This is a genomic window from Streptomyces sp. NPDC048590 (assembly GCF_043199535.1).
In the GTDB taxonomy this organism is placed as follows: domain Bacteria; phylum Actinomycetota; class Actinomycetes; order Streptomycetales; family Streptomycetaceae; genus Streptomyces.
The window spans coordinates 291,902-309,368 of sequence record NZ_JBICWC010000001.1 but is presented as its reverse complement, the minus strand read 5'-3'; the positions used below and the strand labels follow the sequence as shown (position 1 = coordinate 309,368).

General features: G+C 70.5%; 14 protein-coding genes and 1 tRNA gene. 14 read left to right on the top strand and 1 reads right to left on the bottom strand.

Annotated features, from left to right (window positions below; genetic code table 11):
- Window positions 1-12 precede the first annotated feature (12 nt).
- The 11 genes from ACGFNN_RS01345 (at window position 13) to glmS (ending at window position 13,938) form a co-directional block, all read left to right on the top strand.
- Window positions 13-2,061 carry a biotin carboxylase N-terminal domain-containing protein gene (locus ACGFNN_RS01345; protein ID WP_393551772.1) on the top strand — a complete coding sequence of 683 codons (2,049 nt, stop codon included), beginning with the start codon at window positions 13-15 and terminating at the stop codon, window positions 2,059-2,061.
- Complete coding sequence (locus ACGFNN_RS01340) at window positions 2,058-3,008, top strand: hydroxymethylglutaryl-CoA lyase (RefSeq protein WP_393551770.1); 951 nt, start codon at window positions 2,058-2,060, stop codon at window positions 3,006-3,008. Before ACGFNN_RS01345 ends, ACGFNN_RS01340 begins: the two co-directional genes overlap by 4 nt.
- Window positions 3,009-3,015: 7 nt before the next feature.
- On the top strand, window positions 3,016-4,182 hold the full coding sequence (locus ACGFNN_RS01335; RefSeq protein WP_393551768.1) for an acyl-CoA dehydrogenase family protein: 1,167 nt from the start codon (window positions 3,016-3,018) through the stop codon (window positions 4,180-4,182).
- Between the two features lie 172 nt (window positions 4,183-4,354).
- Window positions 4,355-5,383 carry an ABC transporter substrate-binding protein gene (locus tag ACGFNN_RS01330; RefSeq protein WP_393551766.1) on the top strand — a complete coding sequence of 343 codons (1,029 nt, stop codon included), beginning with the start codon at window positions 4,355-4,357 and terminating at the stop codon, window positions 5,381-5,383.
- A 69-nt stretch (window positions 5,384-5,452) separates the two neighbouring features.
- Window positions 5,453-6,304 (top strand): siderophore-interacting protein, encoded by an 852-nt coding sequence (locus ACGFNN_RS01325; protein WP_393551764.1) that lies wholly within the window; start codon window positions 5,453-5,455, stop codon window positions 6,302-6,304.
- Window positions 6,305-6,466: 162 nt separating this feature from the next.
- Window positions 6,467-7,915, top strand: a complete 1,449-nt coding sequence (locus tag ACGFNN_RS01320; protein WP_393551762.1) for a pyridoxal phosphate-dependent decarboxylase family protein — start codon at window positions 6,467-6,469, stop codon at window positions 7,913-7,915.
- Window positions 7,899-9,185, top strand: coding sequence for a lysine N(6)-hydroxylase/L-ornithine N(5)-oxygenase family protein (locus ACGFNN_RS01315; RefSeq protein ID WP_393551760.1), 1,287 nt, complete (start codon window positions 7,899-7,901; stop codon window positions 9,183-9,185). Before ACGFNN_RS01320 ends, ACGFNN_RS01315 begins: the two co-directional genes overlap by 17 nt.
- A complete protein-coding gene (locus ACGFNN_RS01310) occupies window positions 9,182-9,757 on the top strand; it encodes a GNAT family N-acetyltransferase (RefSeq protein ID WP_393551758.1) in 576 nt (191 codons plus the stop codon). Before ACGFNN_RS01315 ends, ACGFNN_RS01310 begins: the two co-directional genes overlap by 4 nt.
- Window positions 9,754-11,562, top strand: a complete 1,809-nt coding sequence (locus ACGFNN_RS01305) for an IucA/IucC family protein (protein WP_393551756.1) — start codon at window positions 9,754-9,756, stop codon at window positions 11,560-11,562. The genes ACGFNN_RS01310 and ACGFNN_RS01305 overlap by 4 nt, the downstream gene beginning before the upstream one ends.
- 217 nt (window positions 11,563-11,779) lie before the next feature.
- Window positions 11,780-12,055, top strand: a complete 276-nt coding sequence (locus tag ACGFNN_RS01300; RefSeq protein WP_393551754.1) for a hypothetical protein — start codon at window positions 11,780-11,782, stop codon at window positions 12,053-12,055.
- A gap of 53 nt (window positions 12,056-12,108) precedes the next feature.
- Window positions 12,109-13,938 carry a glutamine--fructose-6-phosphate transaminase (isomerizing) gene (gene glmS / locus ACGFNN_RS01295; RefSeq protein WP_393551752.1) on the top strand — a complete coding sequence of 610 codons (1,830 nt, stop codon included), beginning with the start codon at window positions 12,109-12,111 and terminating at the stop codon, window positions 13,936-13,938.
- Between the two features lie 70 nt (window positions 13,939-14,008).
- Here glmS and ACGFNN_RS01290 read toward each other — a convergent pair whose 3' ends face one another.
- Window positions 14,009-14,530, bottom strand: coding sequence for a universal stress protein (locus ACGFNN_RS01290; RefSeq protein WP_362675079.1), 522 nt, complete (start codon window positions 14,528-14,530; stop codon window positions 14,009-14,011).
- Window positions 14,531-15,354: 824 nt separating this feature from the next.
- On the opposite strand from ACGFNN_RS01290, the gene ACGFNN_RS01285 reads away from it, so the two are divergent.
- From ACGFNN_RS01285 to ACGFNN_RS01275, 3 genes are all read left to right on the top strand, one after another.
- Window positions 15,355-16,587: a helix-turn-helix domain-containing protein gene (locus tag ACGFNN_RS01285; RefSeq protein WP_393551750.1), complete on the top strand. Its 1,233-nt coding sequence runs from the start codon at window positions 15,355-15,357 to the stop codon at window positions 16,585-16,587.
- Window positions 16,588-16,597: 10 nt separating this feature from the next.
- A complete protein-coding gene (orn, locus tag ACGFNN_RS01280; RefSeq protein WP_362675077.1) occupies window positions 16,598-17,203 on the top strand; it encodes an oligoribonuclease in 606 nt (201 codons plus the stop codon).
- A gap of 174 nt (window positions 17,204-17,377) precedes the next feature.
- Window positions 17,378-17,450: transfer RNA gene (locus ACGFNN_RS01275), tRNA-His, on the top strand.
- Window positions 17,451-17,467 lie beyond the last annotated feature (17 nt).

Here is a 17,467-nt window from a genome sequence, read left to right as displayed (position 1 = left end):
GTGAGGACTTCCATGTTCAGCACTGTTCTGGTCGCCAACCGTGGCGAGATCGCGGTCCGGGTCATCCGGACCCTGCGCGAGCTCGGTGTGCGGTCGGTCGCCGTCTTCAGCGACGCGGACGCGGACGCCCGGCACGTACGCGAGGCGGACACGGCGGTACGGATCGGCCCCGCGCCGGCCTCCGAGAGCTACCTGTCGGTGGACCGGCTCCTCGATGCCGCCCGGCGTACGGGCGCGGAGGCCGTCCACCCGGGGTACGGCTTCCTCGCCGAGAACGCGGGGTTCGCCCGCGCCTGCGCGGAGGCGGGGCTGGTCTTCATCGGCCCGCCGGCCGACGCCATCTCCCTGATGGGCGACAAGATCCGGGCCAAGGAGACCGTCGCGGCCGCCGGGGTGCCGGTGGTGCCCGGCTCCGCCGGCAGCGGCCTCACCGACGGCCAACTGGAGGCGGCGGCACGTGAGATCGGGATGCCCGTGCTGCTGAAGCCGTCGGCGGGCGGCGGCGGCAAGGGCATGCGCCTGGTGCGCGAGGAGACGCTGCTGGCCGAGGAGATCGCGGCCGCCCGGCGCGAGGCGCGCGCCTCGTTCGGCGACGACACCCTGCTCGTGGAGCGGTGGATCGACCGGCCCCGGCACATCGAGATCCAGGTGCTCGCCGACGCGCACGGCACGGTGGTGCACCTCGGTGAGCGCGAGTGCTCGCTGCAGCGCCGCCACCAGAAGATCATCGAGGAGGCGCCCTCGGTCCTGCTCGACGAGTCGACCCGGGCGGCGATGGGCGAGGCGGCCGTGCAGGCGGCGCGGTCCTGCGGGTACGTCGGCGCGGGCACGGTCGAGTTCATCGTCCCGGGCAGCGACCCGTCCTCGTACTACTTCATGGAGATGAACACTCGCCTCCAGGTCGAACACCCCGTCACCGAGCTGATCACCGGGCTCGATCTGGTGGAGTGGCAGCTACGGGTCGCCTCCGGCGAACAGCTCCCCTACACCCAGGCGGACGTCACCCTCACCGGGCACGCCGTCGAGGCCCGGGTGTGCGCGGAGGACCCCGCGCGCGGCTTCCTCCCGTCGGGCGGCACGGTGCTGGCCCTGCGCGAGCCGCAGGGCGGCGGGGTGCGTACGGACTCGGGACTCAGCGAGGGCGTGCCGGTCGGCAGCACCTACGACCCGATGCTCTCGAAGGTCATCGCCTACGGGCCGGACAGGGCGACCGCCCTGCGGCGGCTCCGGGCGGCGCTGGCGGACACGGTGGTGCTGGGTGTCCCGACGAACGCCGGGTTCCTGCGCCGGCTGCTCGCACACCCCGCGGTGGCCGCGGGTGAGCTGGACACCGGCCTGGTGGAGCGGGAGGCGGACGGCCTGGTGCCGGACGGGGTCCCGGAGGAGGTGTACGCGACGGCGGCGCTGCTGCGGCAGCGGGCCCCGGCGCCCACCGGCGGCTGGGTCGACCCCTTCTCGGTGCGCAGCGGCTGGCGCCTCGGCGGCACACCGGCGGAGACCTTCCACCACTTCCGTGTCCCCGGCCATGACCCGGTGCGGGTGGGACTGCGTACGAAGCCGGGCGGCACGGCCTCGCTGACGTTCGGTCACGCCGGGGACCGGGAGGAGCGGGACGACGCGTGCGGTCCCGTACCGCCGCTGCCCGGACCCTCGTCGTCCCGGCTGGTGGAGGCATCCGGGACGCGGGTGGTCGTCGAGGTCGGCGGAGTGACCCACACCTTCAGCCGGGCCGGGTCACCGGACGGTGTCTGGCTCGGCCGGGACGGCGACGCCTGGCACGTCCAGGACCACGACCCGGTGGAGGCGTCCCTGAGCGGGGCCGCCCGGTCCGGGGCGGACACCCTCGCCGCGCCGATGCCGGGGACGGTCACGGTGGTGAAGGTCGCGGTCGGCGACGAGGTCGTGGCCGGGCAGAGCCTGCTGGTCGTCGAGGCGATGAAGATGGAGCACGTCATCTCCGCCCCGCACGCCGGCACCGTCACCGAACTGGACGTCTCGGCGGGCAGCACGGTCGCCATGGACCAGATCCTGGCCGTGGTGGACCGCAAGGAGGAGTCGTGACCGCTGCAGCGCTGCCCATGACCGTGCCCGCCCGGGGGCTGCCCGCCCGGGTGCGCGTCCACGAGGTGGGCGCCCGTGACGGTCTGCAGAACGAGAAGGGCGTCGTCCCCACGGAGGTGAAGGCGGAGTTCGTCCACCGCCTGGCGGGGGCGGGGCTCACCACCATCGAGGCGACCAGCTTCGTGCACCCGAAGTGGGTGCCCCAGCTCGCCGACGCCGAGTCGCTGTTCCCGATGCTCGGTGACCTCGCGGCGGCCGGGGAGGTGGAGCTCCCCGTCCTGGTGCCGAACGAACGCGGCCTGGACCGGGCGCTCGCGCTCGGCGCGCGGGGGATCGCGGTCTTCGGTTCGGCGACGGAGACGTTCGCCGCCCGCAATCTCAACCGCACGGTGGACGAGTCGCTCGCCATGTTCGAGCCGGTCGTGGCCCGTGCGAAGGACGCCGGGGTGCGGGTGCGGGGCTATCTGTCGATGTGCTTCGGCGATCCGTGGGAGGGCGCCGTGCCCGTCCCCCAGGTGGTGCGGGTCGCGAAGGCGCTGATGGACCTGGGCTGCGACGAACTCTCCCTCGGCGACACGATCGGCGTGGCCACCCCCGGCCACGTGGGGGAACTCCTCTCCGCCCTGAACTCCGAGGGCGTGTCCACCGACACGGTCGGGGTGCACTTCCACGACACCTACGGCCAGGCGCTCTCCAACACCCTGGCGGCGCTCCAGCACGGGGTGACCACGGTCGACGCGTCCGCGGGCGGGCTCGGCGGCTGCCCGTACGCGAAGAGCGCGACCGGAAATCTCGCCACCGAGGATCTCGTGTGGATGCTCGACGGCCTCGGCGTGGAAACCGGGGTCGATCTCGGCGCACTCACCGCCACCAGCGTGTGGATGGCCGAACAGCTGGGCCGCCCGAGCCCGTCCCGTACCGTCCGCGCGCTGTCCCACAAGGAGTGAACCACCCATGTCCCTTGACCACCGGCTGACCGCCGAGCACGAGGAACTGCGCCGTACCGTCGAGGAGTTCGCACACGATGTGATCGCCCCGAAGATCGGTGACTTCTACGAGCGTCACGAGTTCCCGTACGAGATCGTGGCCGAGATGGGCCGGATGGGTCTCTTCGGGCTGCCCTTCCCCGAGGAGTACGGCGGCATGGGCGGGGACTACCTCGCCCTGGGGATCGCCCTGGAGGAGCTGGCCAGGGTCGACTCCTCCGTGGCAATCACCCTGGAGGCCGGGGTCTCGCTCGGCGCCATGCCGGTCCACCGCTTCGGCACCGAGGAGCAGAAGCGGCGGTGGCTGCCGAAGCTCTGCTCGGGCGAGGCGCTCGGCGCGTTCGGCCTGACGGAGCCGGACGGCGGTTCGGACGCGGGCGGCACCCGGACGACGGCCGTGCTGGACGAGGCCGCGGGCGAGTGGGTGATCAACGGCTCCAAGTGCTTCATCACCAACTCGGGCACGGACATCACCGAACTGGTGACGGTGACGGCGGTGACCGGGCGCAAGGAGGACGGCGCGCCGCGCATCTCCGCGATCATCGTCCCGTCCGGCACCCCCGGCTTCACTGTGGCCGCCCCCTACTCCAAGGTCGGCTGGAACGCCTCGGACACCCGGGAGCTGTCCTTCTCCGACGTCCGCGTCCCCGCGGCGAACCTGCTGGGCGAGGAGGGCCGCGGCTACGCGCAGTTCCTCCGGATCCTGGACGAGGGACGGATCGCCATCTCGGCGCTGTCGACGGGCCTGGCGCAGGGCTGCGTGGACGAGTCGCTGAAGTACGCGCGGGAGCGCCACGCCTTCGGGAAGCCGATCGGTTCCAACCAGGCCATCCAGTTCAAGATCGCCGACATGGAGATGCGGGCGCACATGGCCCGGATCGGCTGGCGCGACGCGGCCTCCCGGCTGGTGGCGGGTGAGCCCTTCAAGAAGGAGGCGGCGATCGCCAAGCTCTACTCGTCGACGGTCGCGGTGGACAACGCCCGTGAGGCGACGCAGATCCACGGGGGCTACGGCTTCATGAACGAGTATCCGGTGGCCCGGATGTGGCGCGACTCCAAGATCCTGGAGATCGGCGAGGGCACCAGCGAGGTCCAGCGGATGCTGATCGCCCGGGAGCTGGGTGTGGGCGCCTGAGGCAGGGCGCGCGCCGGCCGCCTTCCCTGGTCAGGGAAGGCGGCTTTCACCGAGGCAGGTAACGGAACCACCGCTCCCCCTTGCCCTGCCCGCCCGCGATGTGTGAGGTTAGGCTAGCCTTCCTTTCGAATCGGCATCGGTTACTTCGGCGCGCACGAAAGCAGACACACTCATGCCCAACCTCCGGACCAGCCCCTTCTCCCGCCGCGGCCTGCTGGCCGCCGGTGGCGCCATCGGCCTGGGGGCCGCCCTCACAGCCTGCGGCGACGGCGACGAGAAGGGCTCGGCCTCCGATTCGGGCGCGAAGGACTCCGGCCCCTGGAGCTTCAAGGACGATCGCGGACAGACGGTCAAGGCTGATTCCGTACCGAAGAACATCGTCGCGTTCATCGGTGTCGCCGCCGCGCTCCACGACTACGGCATAGAGGTCAAGGGCGTGTTCGGCCCGACGAAGACCTCCGGCGGCAAGGCCGATGTCCAGGCGGGCGACCTCGACGTGAACAAGGTCGAGGTGCTCGGCAACGTCTGGGGCGAGTTCAACGTCGAGAAGTACGCCGGTCTCGCGCCGGAACTCCTCGTCACCGCCATGTGGGAGAAGGACGCCCTCTGGTACGTGCCGGACCAGTCGAAGGACAAGATCCTCAAGCTGGCCCCGAGCGTCGCCCTGTGGGCCGCGCAGACCACGATGCCGAAGGCGATCCAGCGCCACGAGGATCTGGCCGCCTCGCTCGGCGCCGACGTCAAGGCCAAGAAGGTCACGGACGCCAAGGCGGCCTTCGAGAAGGCCGCGGCCCGGCTGCGCGCGGCCGCCAAGTCACAGCCGAACATCAAGGTCATGATCGGCTCGGCGAGCCAGGACCTCTTCTACGTCTCCCTCGCGAAGACCTCCGCCGACACCCTGTACTTCCAGGAGCTCGGCGTGCAGTTCGTCGAACCGAAGGTCAACGAGGCAGGCTTCTTCGAGGAGTTGAGCTGGGAGAACGTCGACAAGTACGACGCGGACATCATCATGATGGACAACCGCTCCTCAGCTCTGCAGCCGGACGCCCTGACCTCAAAGCCGACATGGGCGAAGCTGCCCGCCGTGAAGGCCGGCCAGGTCATTCCCCGCACCACGGAGCCCATCTACTCCTACGACAAGTGCGCACCGATCCTCGACGCCCTCGCCGAGGCCATCGAGAAGGCCAAGAAGGCAGGCTGACCTGAGGTCCGGCCCGGGTCTCCACCGGGCCGGACCCGCCTCCGTCCAGGTTCCCGGGAGGACCCCCGCATGACGACCGCCACCGCACCCGCCGTCGCCCCATTCCGGTTCTTCGACCTGACGGTCCTGAGAACCCGCCGGCTCGGCCCGTCGATGCTGCGCATCACGCTCGGAGGCCCGGGGGCCGACGGGTTCGCCGCGGGAGGCCGTGACCAGAGCCTCTCGATCTTCCTCCCCCACCCGGGCCAGGCCGAGGCCGTGGTCCCGGTCGACGAGAACGGCGAGTGGTTCCCGGCCTGGCGGGCCCTGCCCCCGGACGTCAGGGCGGTGATGCGCTCGTACACGGTGCGGGCCCAGCGCCGCGCCGCCGACGGCTCCACGGAGGTGGACATCGACTTCGCCGTGCACGAGCACGGCGGACCGGCCTGCCGCTGGGCGGAGGCCGCCGTGCCGGGACAGCGTCTCAAGGTGCTGGGCCCCACCGGCGAGAACAACAGCGGACTCCGCTTCAAGCCTCCGCAGGACACCGGATGGGTCCTGATCGCGGCCGACGAGACGGCCCTGCCGGCCGCGTCGGCCGCCCTCGAATGGCTGCCCGCCGGCACCGAGGCGCGGGTCTGGCTGGAGGTCCCGCACGCCCAGGACCGGCTGGAACTGAGCACCGAGGCCGACGCCCGGATCACCTGGCTGATACGCGAGGAAGGTGCCCCCTCGGCCGTGGAGGCCGTGCGCGCCGCCGAACTGCCGGCAGGCACCCCGTACGCCTGGATCGCGGGCGAGGCCTCCGGGGTCCGCGCGCTGCGCCGCCACCTGGTCGGCGAGCGGGACTTCGACCGGAGGCGCGTCACCTTCGTCGGCTACTGGCGGCGGGGACTGAGCGAGGAGCAGCTGCGGGAGGAGGCGGCGGGGGGTCCCTCGTGACACCTCCGTGCCTCTTGTGGGGTTCGTGTGACGGACGCCGTGGGGGGCGGGAGTCGCGACAATCGTTGGGTTAGGGTTGCCTAACCTAATCGTCGCGGCCCCCGTCCCCCATTTCCGTACCCGGAGGGCGCGACGACGCCCCTACCCGGGAGGCTCCCCCACATGCGTTCCCACCTGCTCAACCGCACGACGGCGGAGGACTACCGTCACTCCGTCTCCGCGGGCGTGGATCAGGTCGCTGACCGACTCACCTCCGTCACGCGGCCGTTCAGCGGTACAGACGTAGAAGCGCTCACCCCCGTCGTCGGCTCCGTCGATCTGGACCGGCCGCTCGGTGACACCGCCGCCGCGCTGGACGAACTCTCGGAGGTCTACCTCCGTGACGCCGTCTACTTCCACCACCCCCGCTACCTCGCCCACCTCAACTGCCCCGTGGTCATACCCGCGCTGGTCGGCGAGGCGGTGCTCAGCGCCGTCAACTCGTCCCTGGACACCTGGGACCAGAGCGCGGGTGGCACCCTGATCGAACGCCGGCTGATCGACTGGACGGCCGGCCGCATCGGGCTCGGCCCGGCGGCGGACGGCGTCTTCACCAGCGGGGGCACCCAGTCCAACCTGCAGGCCCTGCTGCTGGCCCGCGAGGAGGCGAAACTCCGCCCCGAGGAGTTCGGCCGGCTGCGGATACTCGCCTCCGAGTGCAGCCACTTCAGCGTCAGCAAGTCGGCGAAGCTCCTCGGACTGAGCCCCGGCTCCGTCGTCCCCGTCCCCGTCGACCGTGAGAAGCGGATGCGAACCGCCGCCCTGGCGGCGGCCCTGGAGCAGTGCGAGGCCGAGGGCGCCGTACCGATGGCGGTCGTCGCCACGGCGGGCACCACCGACTTCGGCTCCATCGACCCGCTGCCCGAGATCGCCGCGCTCTGCGACCGGTACGCGACCTGGATGCACGTGGACGCCGCCTACGGCTGCGGACTGCTGGCCTCCCGCACCAGGCGGGAGCTGCTCGACGGCATCGAGCGCGCCGACTCCGTGACGGTGGACTACCACAAGTCCTTCTTCCAGCCCGTGAGTTCGTCCGCCGTACTGGTCCGGGACCGGGCCACGCTGCGCCATGCGACGTACCACGCGGAGTACCTCAACCCCGAGCGGGCCGTCGAGGAGCGCATCCCCAACCAGGTGGACAAGTCGCTTCAGACCACCCGCAGGTTCGACGCCCTCAAGCTGTGGATGACGCTGCGGATCATGGGCGCGGACGGCATCGGTGAGCTGTTCGACGAGGTGTGCGAGCGGGCGTCCGAGGGCTGGCGGCTGCTCGCGGCCGACCCGCGCTACGACGTCGTCGTGGAGCCCCGGCTCTCCACCCTGGTCTTCCGCCACGTCCCCGCGGGCGTCACGGCCGCCGCCGACATCGACCGGGCCAACCTGTACGCCCGCAAGGCGCTCGCCGCCTCGGGCGAGGCGGTGGTCGCGGGCACGAAGGTCGACGGTCGCCAGTACCTCAAGTTCACCCTGCTCAACCCCGAGACGACCACGGCCGACCTCCGCACCGTCCTCGATCTGATCGCCGGCCACGCCGAGCAGTACCTGGGAGACTCCCTTGACCGCGCTTCCTGAGCCCGCCGCCACCACGTACGACTTCATCGGCATCGGACTCGGTCCGTTCAACCTCGGACTCGCCTGCCTGACCGAGCACGTCGACGAGCTGAACGGCGTCTTCCTGGAGTCCAAGCCGGACTTCGAGTGGCATTCGGGCATGTTCCTGGAGGGCGCCCATCTCCAGACGCCCTTCATGTCCGACCTGGTGACGATGGCCGACCCGACCTCGCCCTACTCCTTCCTGAACTACCTGAAGGAGCGCGGCCGGCTCTACTCGTTCTACATCCGGGAGAACTTCTACCCGCTGCGGACCGAGTACAACGACTACTGCCGGTGGGCCGCGGCCAAACTGAGCAGTATCCGTTTCAACCAAACCGTACAGTCGGTTACGTACGACGAGGGCGACGGCCTCTACACCGTGCGCACCGGCGGCGCGGCCTTCCGCGCCCGCAGTCTCGTCCTCGGCACCGGCACCCCGCCGCACGTCCCCGAGGCCTGCCGCGGCCTCGGCGGCGACTTCCTGCACAACTCCCGTTATCTGCAGGAGAAGGCATCGCTGCAGGCCAAGCGGTCCATCACACTGGTGGGCAGCGGGCAGAGCGCGGCCGAGATCTACCAGGACCTGCTCTCCGAGATCGATGTGCACGGCTACCGGCTGAACTGGGTGACGCGCTCCCCCCGCTTCTTCCCGCTCGAGTACACCAAGCTCACGCTGGAGATGACCTCGCCCGATTACGTGGACTACTTCCACGCCCTGCCCGAGGACACCCGCTACCGGCTGGAGTCCGGCCAGAAAGGGCTGTTCAAGGGCATCGACGGAGAGCTGATCGACTCGATCTTCGACCTGCTCTACCAGAAGAACCTGGCGGGCCCCGTCCCCACCCGCCTGCTCACCAACTCAAGCCTGAACACCGCGCGTTACGAGGAGTCGACCGGCACGTACACGCTGGGGCTGCGCCAGGAGGAGCAGGGCAGGGACTACGAGATCGACACCGAGGGCCTGATCCTCGCCACCGGCTACCGGTACACCACGCCGGCCTTCCTCGAACCGGTCACCGACCGGATCCGCCACGACAGCCGGGGGAGGTTCGACGTGGCACGCAACTACAGCATCGACACCACCGGACGCGGGATCTTCCTGCAGAACGCCGGGGTGCACACCCACTCGATCACCTCGCCCGACCTCGGCATGGGCGCCTACCGCAACGCGTACATCATCGGCGAGCTGCTCGGCCGCCCGTACTACCCGGTCGAGAAGTCCGTCGCCTTCCAGGAGTTCGCAGCATGACCAGCAAGAAACCTCTCGGAACGTTCACCGTCCGCCCCCTGGACCTCTCCCCCGCCGGGCCGGGAGAGAGGTCGGACACGGAACTGGTGCACGAGTGGGTGACCCACCCCCGGTCGTCGTTCTGGATGATGGGTGACGCCCGGCTCGAGGACGTCGAGCGGGAGTACATGCGGATAGCCGCCCACCCGCACCACGACGCCTACATCGGTCTGCACGACGGTCGTCCCGCCTTCCTGATGGAGCGCTACGACCCGACCGAGGTCGAGCTCAAGGGGCTGTACGAGGCGGAGCCCGGCGATGTCGGGATGCACTTCCTGGTCGCCCCGCCCGTGACCCCGGTGCACGGCTTCACCCGGGCCGTCATCAAAGCCGTCATGGAGGCGCTCTTCGCGGACCCGGAGGTGCGCCGGGTCGTCGTCGAACCGGACGTCACCAACAGCGCCGTCCAGGCGCTGAACAAGGCCGTCGGCTTCGAGGTCGTCCGCGAGATCACCAAGCCGGAGAAGCAGGCACTGCTCTGCACCTGCACCCGGGAGCAGTTCGAGGCCGCGACCACTGGAGACGCCCGATGACCACGACGACCGCGCACCCCGCCACCACCGCCCCCGCGTCCGCCGCGGCGGCCGGCCACCTGACGCCCGAGCGCTGGGCGGCCGCCGGACGGCTGCTGATCCGCAAGGCCCTGGCCGAGTTCTCCCACGAGCGGCTGCTGACCCCCGAACCGCTCGGTGACGACCGCTACCGCGTGCTCAGCGACGACGGGAGCGTGGAGTACCACTTCACCGCGCGCCGTTTCGCCCTGGACCACTGGCAGGTGGACGCCGCTTCGGTCACCCGGCACCGGTACGGCTCGGAGCTCCCGCTGGACGCGCTCGACTTCTTCGTGGAGCTGCGCTCCACCCTGGGCCTCTCGGCGGAGATCCTGCCGGTGTACCTGGAGGAGATCTCGTCGACCCTGGCCGGAACCGCGTACAAACTGACCAAGGAACCGACCACCTCCGCGCAACTGGCCGTGGCCGGTTTCCAGGCGATCGAGACCGGCATGACCGAGGGGCACCCCTGCTTTGTCGCCAACAACGGCCGGCTCGGCTTCGGCGTCGGCGAGTACCGGGCGTACGCCCCCGAGGCGGCGTCCGAGATCGCGCTGGTGTGGCTGGCCGCCCGGCGCGATCGCGCCACCTTCACGGCGGGTGCCGGGCTGGACTACCCCACTCTGATCGCCGGCGAGCTGGGCGAGGAGACCCTCGGCCGGTTCGCCGCGCGCATGGCGGACCTCGGCCTCGACCTCGACGACTACCTGCTGATCCCCGTCCACCCCTGGCAGTGGTGGAACAAGCTCTCCGTCACCTTCGCCGGCGAGGTGGCGCAGCGGCATCTGGTCTGCCTGGGCGAGGGCGACGACTCCTACCTCGCCCAGCAGTCGATCCGGACCTTCTTCAACGCCGACCACCCCGGCAGGCACTACGTGAAGACGGCTCTGTCCGTACTGAACATGGGCTTCATGCGAGGGCTCTCGGCCGCCTACATGGAGGCGACGCCCGCGATCAACGACTGGCTGGCCGGGCTGATCGAACAGGACGAGCTGCTGCGCGGGACGGGCTTCTCGATCATCCGGGAGCGGGCCGCCGTCGGCTACCGCCACCGGACCTACGAGGCGGCCACCACCAAGGGCTCCCCGTACCGGAAGATGCTGGCGGCGCTCTGGCGGGAGAGCCCGGTACCGGCGCTGTCCGGAGGTGAGCGCCTGTCGACGATGGCGGCGCTCATCCACACCGACGCCGAGGGGCGCTCGGTGGCGGGCGCCCTGATCGCCGAGTCGGGGCTCGCGCCGGCCGACTGGCTGCGGCGCTACCTGGACGCCTACCTGGTCCCGGTGCTGCACAGCTTCTACGCGTACGACCTGGTGTTCATGCCGCACGGCGAGAACGTGATCCTGGTGATCGAGGACGGCGTCGTACGGCGGGCGGTCTTCAAGGACATCGCCGAGGAGATCGCGGTCATGGACCCCGAGGCGGTGCTGCCGCCCCAGGTCGAGCGGATCCGCGCGGACGTGCCCGAGGACATGAAGCTGCTGTCGGTGCTCACCGACGTCTTCGACTGCTTCTTCCGCTTCCTCTCGGCCGACCTGGCCACGGAGGGCGTTCTCGACGAGGAGACGTTCTGGCGGACGGTCGCCGAGTGCGTCCGGGGCTACCAGGACTCGGTGCCCCACCTCGCGGAGAAGTTCGAGCGGTACGACATGTTCACGCAGGACTTCGCGCTGTCCTGCCTGAACCGGCTGCAGCTGCGGAACAACCAGGAGATGGTCGACCTGGAGGACCCGGCGGGCGCGCTCCAGCTGACCGGCAGGCTGCGGAACCCGATCGCCGGGCTCTGAGGCCGCCCGGCTCCTCCGACCCCGCTCACCTCCGGTTGTGCCCCTCCGGGGAGAGCAGGGTCGGGGGGCGCGCGCGGCGCGCGAGGGCGCACGACGCACGGCGCGAGAAAGTAGAGATAAGCGACATTCACCCCATACAGATGCCTGAGTGCGTGATTCCTGCCCGATATCGGGCAGATTTCTTGCGTAACGCACCCGCCCGAAGCAGTATCGACGGGTGCTCGAACGCCGCCAGACGCATGACGATCTGATCGACCACCTCGTGCGCTCCACCACGCTCCAGCGCGGGGAGGCCGCCAGGGTGGTCCTGGACGTACTGGCGTACTTCGACGAGACGGCCGAGGTCTTCGTCCGGCGCCGCCACCGCGAACTGCAGGCGGGCGGCCTGGTCAACGCGGAGATCTTCGAGCGGATCGCGGCCGAGCTGCCGCACCGCGCGGTCGCGCCGCAGGAGCTCTCGCTGCGCCAGCTGCGGCGCATCGTCTACGGCTGAGCCGCCGCGGGCGGGCACGGAAACTTGTACGTCGTCGGAGGGGCAGAGACTCTATGTGCGGGATCGTCGGATACATCGGCAAGCGTGACGTGGCTCCGCTGCTGCTTGAAGGGCTGCAGCGGCTGGAGTACCGGGGTTACGACTCCGCGGGCATCGTCATCACGGGCAAGGCCGCGGCGGGCAAGCCCGGCACCCTGAAGACCGTCAAGGCCAAGGGCCGGGTCCGCGACCTGGAGGCCCGCGTCCCCAAGCGGTTCGCGGGCACGACCGGCATCGCCCACACCCGCTGGGCCACCCATGGCGCCCCCAGCGATGAGAACGCCCACCCGCACCTGGACGCGGAGGGCAAGGTCGCCGTCGTCCACAACGGGATCATCGACAACGCCTCCGAGCTCCGCGCCAAGCTGGTCGCGGACGGTGTCACGTTCCTCTCCGAGACCGACACCGAGGTCCTGGTCCACCTGATCTCCCGCTCGCAGGCCCTCACCCTGGAGGAGAAGGTCCGCGAGTCGCTGAAGCTGGTCGAGGGCACCTACGGCGTCGCCGTGCTGCACGCCGACTTCAACGACCGCATCGTCGTCGCCCGCAACGGCTCGCCGGTCGTGCTCGGCATCGGCGAGAAGGAGATGTTCGTCGCCTCCGACGTGGCCGCCCTGGTCGCGCACACCCGCCAGATCGTCACGCTGGACGACGGCGAGATGGCCACCCTCAAGGCCGACGACTTCCGTACGTACACCACCGAGGGCTCGACCACGACGGCCACGCCGACCACGGTGGAGTGGGAGGCGGAGTCGTACGACATGGGCGGCCACGACACGTACATGCACAAGGAGATCTCCGAGCAGGCCGACGCCGTGGACCGCGTGCTGCGCGGCCGGATCGACGACCGCTTCTCCACGGTGCACCTCGGCGGCCTCAACCTGGACGCCCGCGAGGCCCGTGGTGTGCGCCGCATCAAGATCCTCGGCTGCGGCACCTCGTACCACGCGGGCCTGATCGGCGCCGGCCTCATCGAGGAGCTGGCCCGCATCCCCGCCGACGCGGAGCCCGCCTCCGAGTTCCGCTACCGCAACCCGGTGGTCGACCCCGACACCCTCTACGTCGCCGTCTCGCAGTCCGGTGAGACCTACGACGTTCTCGCGGCGGTCCAGGAGCTCAAGCGCAAGGGCGCACGCGTCCTGGGCGTCGTGAACGTCGTCGGTTCGGCGATCGCGCGCGAGGCCGACGGCGGCATGTACGTCCACGCGGGCCCCGAGGTCTGCGTCGTCTCCACCAAGTGCTTCACGAACACGGTCGTCGCGTTCGCCCTGCTCGCCCTCCACCTGGGCCGCATCCGCGACCTGTCGGTCTCCGACGGCAAGCGCATCATCGAGGGCCTGCGCAGGCTTCCCGGGCAGATCAGCGAGATCCTGGAGTCCGAGGACGAGATCAAGAAGCTCGCCGAGGAGTACGCGGGCGCCCAGTCGATGATGTTCATCGGGCGGGTTCGGGGCTACCCGGTCGCCCTGGAGGCCTCCCTGAAGCTCAAGGAGATCTCGTACATCCACGCCGAGGCGTATCCCGCCTCCGAGCTCAAGCACGGCCCGCTCGCCCTCATCGAGCCCGCCCTGCCCACCGTGGCGATCGTCCCGGACGACGACCTCCTCGAGAAGAACCGGGCCGCGCTGGAGGAGATCAAGGCGCGCAGCGGACGCATCCTCGCGGTCGCCCACCGCGAGCAGGAGAGGGCCGATCACACGATCGTCGTCCCGAAGAACGAGAACGAGCTGGACCCGATCCTGATGGGCATCCCGCTCCAGCTGCTCGCCTACCACACCGCGCTGGCGATGGGCCGTGACATCGACAAGCCGCGCAACCTGGCGAAGTCGGTCACCGTGGAGTAGCAGAACCCTCCCGTCCGCCCGGACGGGCACGGAGAAGGCCCCTGACGGCTCGTCAGGGGCCTTTCGCGGCTCAGGGGATGACGATGACCGGGCGCTGGGCCCGGCGCGCCAGACGGCCCGCCACGGACCCGAAGATGCGGCCCACGATGCCGTGCGTCGAACCGACCACGATGGCGTCGGCGGAGTATTCCCGGCCGACCTCCTCCAGCTCGTGGCAGATGTCGCCGCCGCGCTCCACCAGCACCCAGGGAATCTCGGCGAGGTAGTCGGCGCACGCGAGCTCCAGACCGAGGACCTCGGTGCGGTGGTCGGGCACGTCGACGAAGACCGGCGGCTCGCAGCCGGCCCAGACCGTGGTCGGGAGGCGGTTGGCCACATGGACGATGATCAGCCCCGCCCCGTGGCGGTGGGCCATGCCGATCGCGTAGGCGAGAGCTCGCTCGCTGGACATGGAGCCGTCGAAGCCGACCACGACCCCATGCCGGAAGGCGGGATCGCAGGAAGGGCGCGACTCTCCGACCGTCTGCGGTTCCGACCCGGGGTCGGCTACCTGCTTGCGGTCTGCGGGTTCAGGGATTTCGTGACCGGCCATCGGTGTCTCGGCGAAGAGAGTCCTCGTGAGGAGGGAGCGGTTTGGAGGTGTACCTGTGTGCGGCGAAGCTGTGTCCGGGAAACATCTTCCCAACCCCTTACCCCCAAGGGTACGGCGCCACTCCTCCACTGCCCAGCCTTCGCACGGCGCCTTCGGCAATGGGGGGAGCATGCCGGACGCCGCCGCTCATGGCAATGCCGGTTGCGTCGTACATCCAGCTGACGGCGGCCCGAGCGGTCTCGGCACGCGGCTCCGGGCCCCGGCCCCCGCCGGCCGGCGCAAGACGGCCGAATCCGCCACCCGCCACCCGGGGCGGGCCCGTCACACCCCGCCATCAGGTCATCGCGCACCGTTCATCACCGGACTCCGGACGCCCGTGAGAGGCGCGAGAGGCGCACGGAAGCTTCTGGGACCATGGGGCGCACGCCGGTCGTATGACTTGAATACGCGCACGCGACCATCGAATTTCAGCCAACTTCAGCCACACCCCGTTCCCTTGGCGTCATGGCCGCTCAACCCGCGTGCCAGCAGGCAGGAATAGACCGCGCGGTACGCTTTGACCCTATGGGGACGGGCCATGATCGCCACGCGCACTTCCCTGCGGGGCTCGCGGGTGAAACCCTTCGTGATCGAACGCTTCGCGCCAAGTTGCCTTGTCGACATAGTGCCGGTGGGGGAACGTGTCACGTCGACGTCACGGGACGCAGTAGATTCGATCATGAGGGTCGAGGACTGGGGACGCGTGCGAGACCGAGGGGAAACGTGCAGGAGCGACAGGCCCGTAGGGACCAGGAAGACGCGAACACCGAGGGGGGCTTAGCGTCATGAGCCAGGACTCCGCCACCACGACGGAGGCCGCACGGAAGCTGACCGGGCGGCGACGGCGGGAAGTCGTAGCCGTACTGCTGTTCAGTGGCGGCCCTATCTTCGAGAGCTCCATCCCGCTCTCGGTTTTCGGAATCGACCGGCAGGACGCGGGCGTTCCACGCTACCGACTGCTCGTCTGCGGGGGCGAGGAGGGACCGCTGCGCACCACCGGCGGGCTCGAACTCAGCGCGCCCTACGGCCTGGAGGCGATCAGCAGGGCCGGCACCGTCGTGGTGCCCGCCTGGCGGTCCATCACCTCGCCGCCGCCCGCGGAGGCGCTGGACGCGCTGCGCCGCGCCCACGAGGAGGGCGCCCGCATCGTCGGGCTCTGCACGGGTGCCTTCGTCCTCGCCGCGGCCGGGCTCCTGGACGGCCGCCCGGCCACCACGCACTGGATGTACGCGCCGACGCTGGCCAAGCGCTATCCGTCGGTGCACGTCGACCCGCGTGAGCTGTTCGTCGACGACGGCGACGTGCTCACCTCGGCCGGCACCGCCGCCGGTATCGATCTCTGCCTCCACATAGTCCGCACCGACCACGGCACGGAGGCGGCCGGGGCCCTGGCCCGCCGGCTCGTCGTGCCGCCGCGGCGCAGCGGGGGGCAGGAGCGCTACCTCGACAGGTCTTTACCTGAGGAGATCGGCTCCGACCCGCTCGCGGAGGTCGTGGCCTGGGCGCTGGAGCATCTCCATGAGCAGTTCGACGTGGAGACGCTGGCGGCGCGCGCCTACATGAGCAGGCGGACCTTCGACCGCAGGTTCCGTTCGCTCACCGGCAGCGCACCGCTCCAGTGGCTGATCACCCAGCGTGTGCTGCAGGCGCAACGGCTGCTGGAGACCTCGGACTACTCGGTCGACGAGGTGGCCGGCCGCTGCGGCTTCCGCTCGCCGGTCGCGCTGCGCGGGCACTTCCGTCGCCAGCTCGGCTCCTCCCCCGCCGCGTACCGGGCCGCCTACCGGGCCCGCCGTCCGCAGGGAGGGGTGCTGGAGAGCGTCGCCACGGCGCTGGAGACGTCCGTGCCCACCCAGGGCACGCCGTCGAGCCGCCGCGCCGCGGCTGCGTCGTCCCCGGGCCCGTCCCCGGTCACCGCGTCGACCGCCCCGGGCGGCCACGCGGAGCGGCTCACGGCGGGTTCCGAGGCGTATTTTCCGGGGCGCCCGACCCTGCCGGGGCAGCGCAGCGCCCCGTAGGGTGGGGCGCATGAACGACCGCATGGTGTGGATCGACTGCGAGATGACCGGGCTCTCGCTGACGGACGACGCACTCATCGAGGTGGCCGCACTGGTCACCGACTCGGAACTGAACGTGCTCGGTGAAGGGGTGGACATCGTGATCCGCCCGCCGGACGCGGCCCTGGAGACCATGCCCGAGGTGGTGCGGCAGATGCACACCGCCTCGGGCCTCCTCGACGAGCTGGCCGGGGGCACGACCCTGGCCGACGCCGAGGAGCGGGTCCTCGCGTACATCCGCGAGCACGTGAAGGAGCCGGGCAAGGCCCCGCTGTGCGGGAACTCGGTCGGCACCGACCGCGGCTTCCTCGCCCGGGACATGCAGTCGCTGGAGGGTTACCTCCACTACCGGATCGTCGATGTGTCCTCGGTCAAGGAGCTGGCGCGCCGCTGGTACCCGAGGGCGTACTTCAACAGCCCGGAGAAGAACGGCAACCACCGGGCGCTGGCCGACATCCGCGACTCCATCACCGAGCTGCGTTACTACCGGGACGCGGTCTTCGTGCCGCAGCCCGGCCCGGACTCCGCCCACGCCAAGGAGATCGCGGCCCGCCACTCGGCCCCCGCCGGGAAGTAGGCCGCACCGACGTGGTCCCGCCCGGCCCACGGGCGGCGGCGGGACCGGGCGTCCGACCGCTGGTCACGGGCCCTGAGGGGCCCGTGCACCGCGCCCGGGAAACGCGTGCGCGAGCACCCTCCCGGACCCTGTACACTTTTTCTCGTCCGGTCGGGAAAACGACCGGGTGACTTGGTGGGTATAGCTCAGATGGTAGAGCACCTGGTTGTGGTCCAGGATGTCGCGGGTTCAAGTCCCGTTACTCACCCTTTCAGGGAAGCCCCT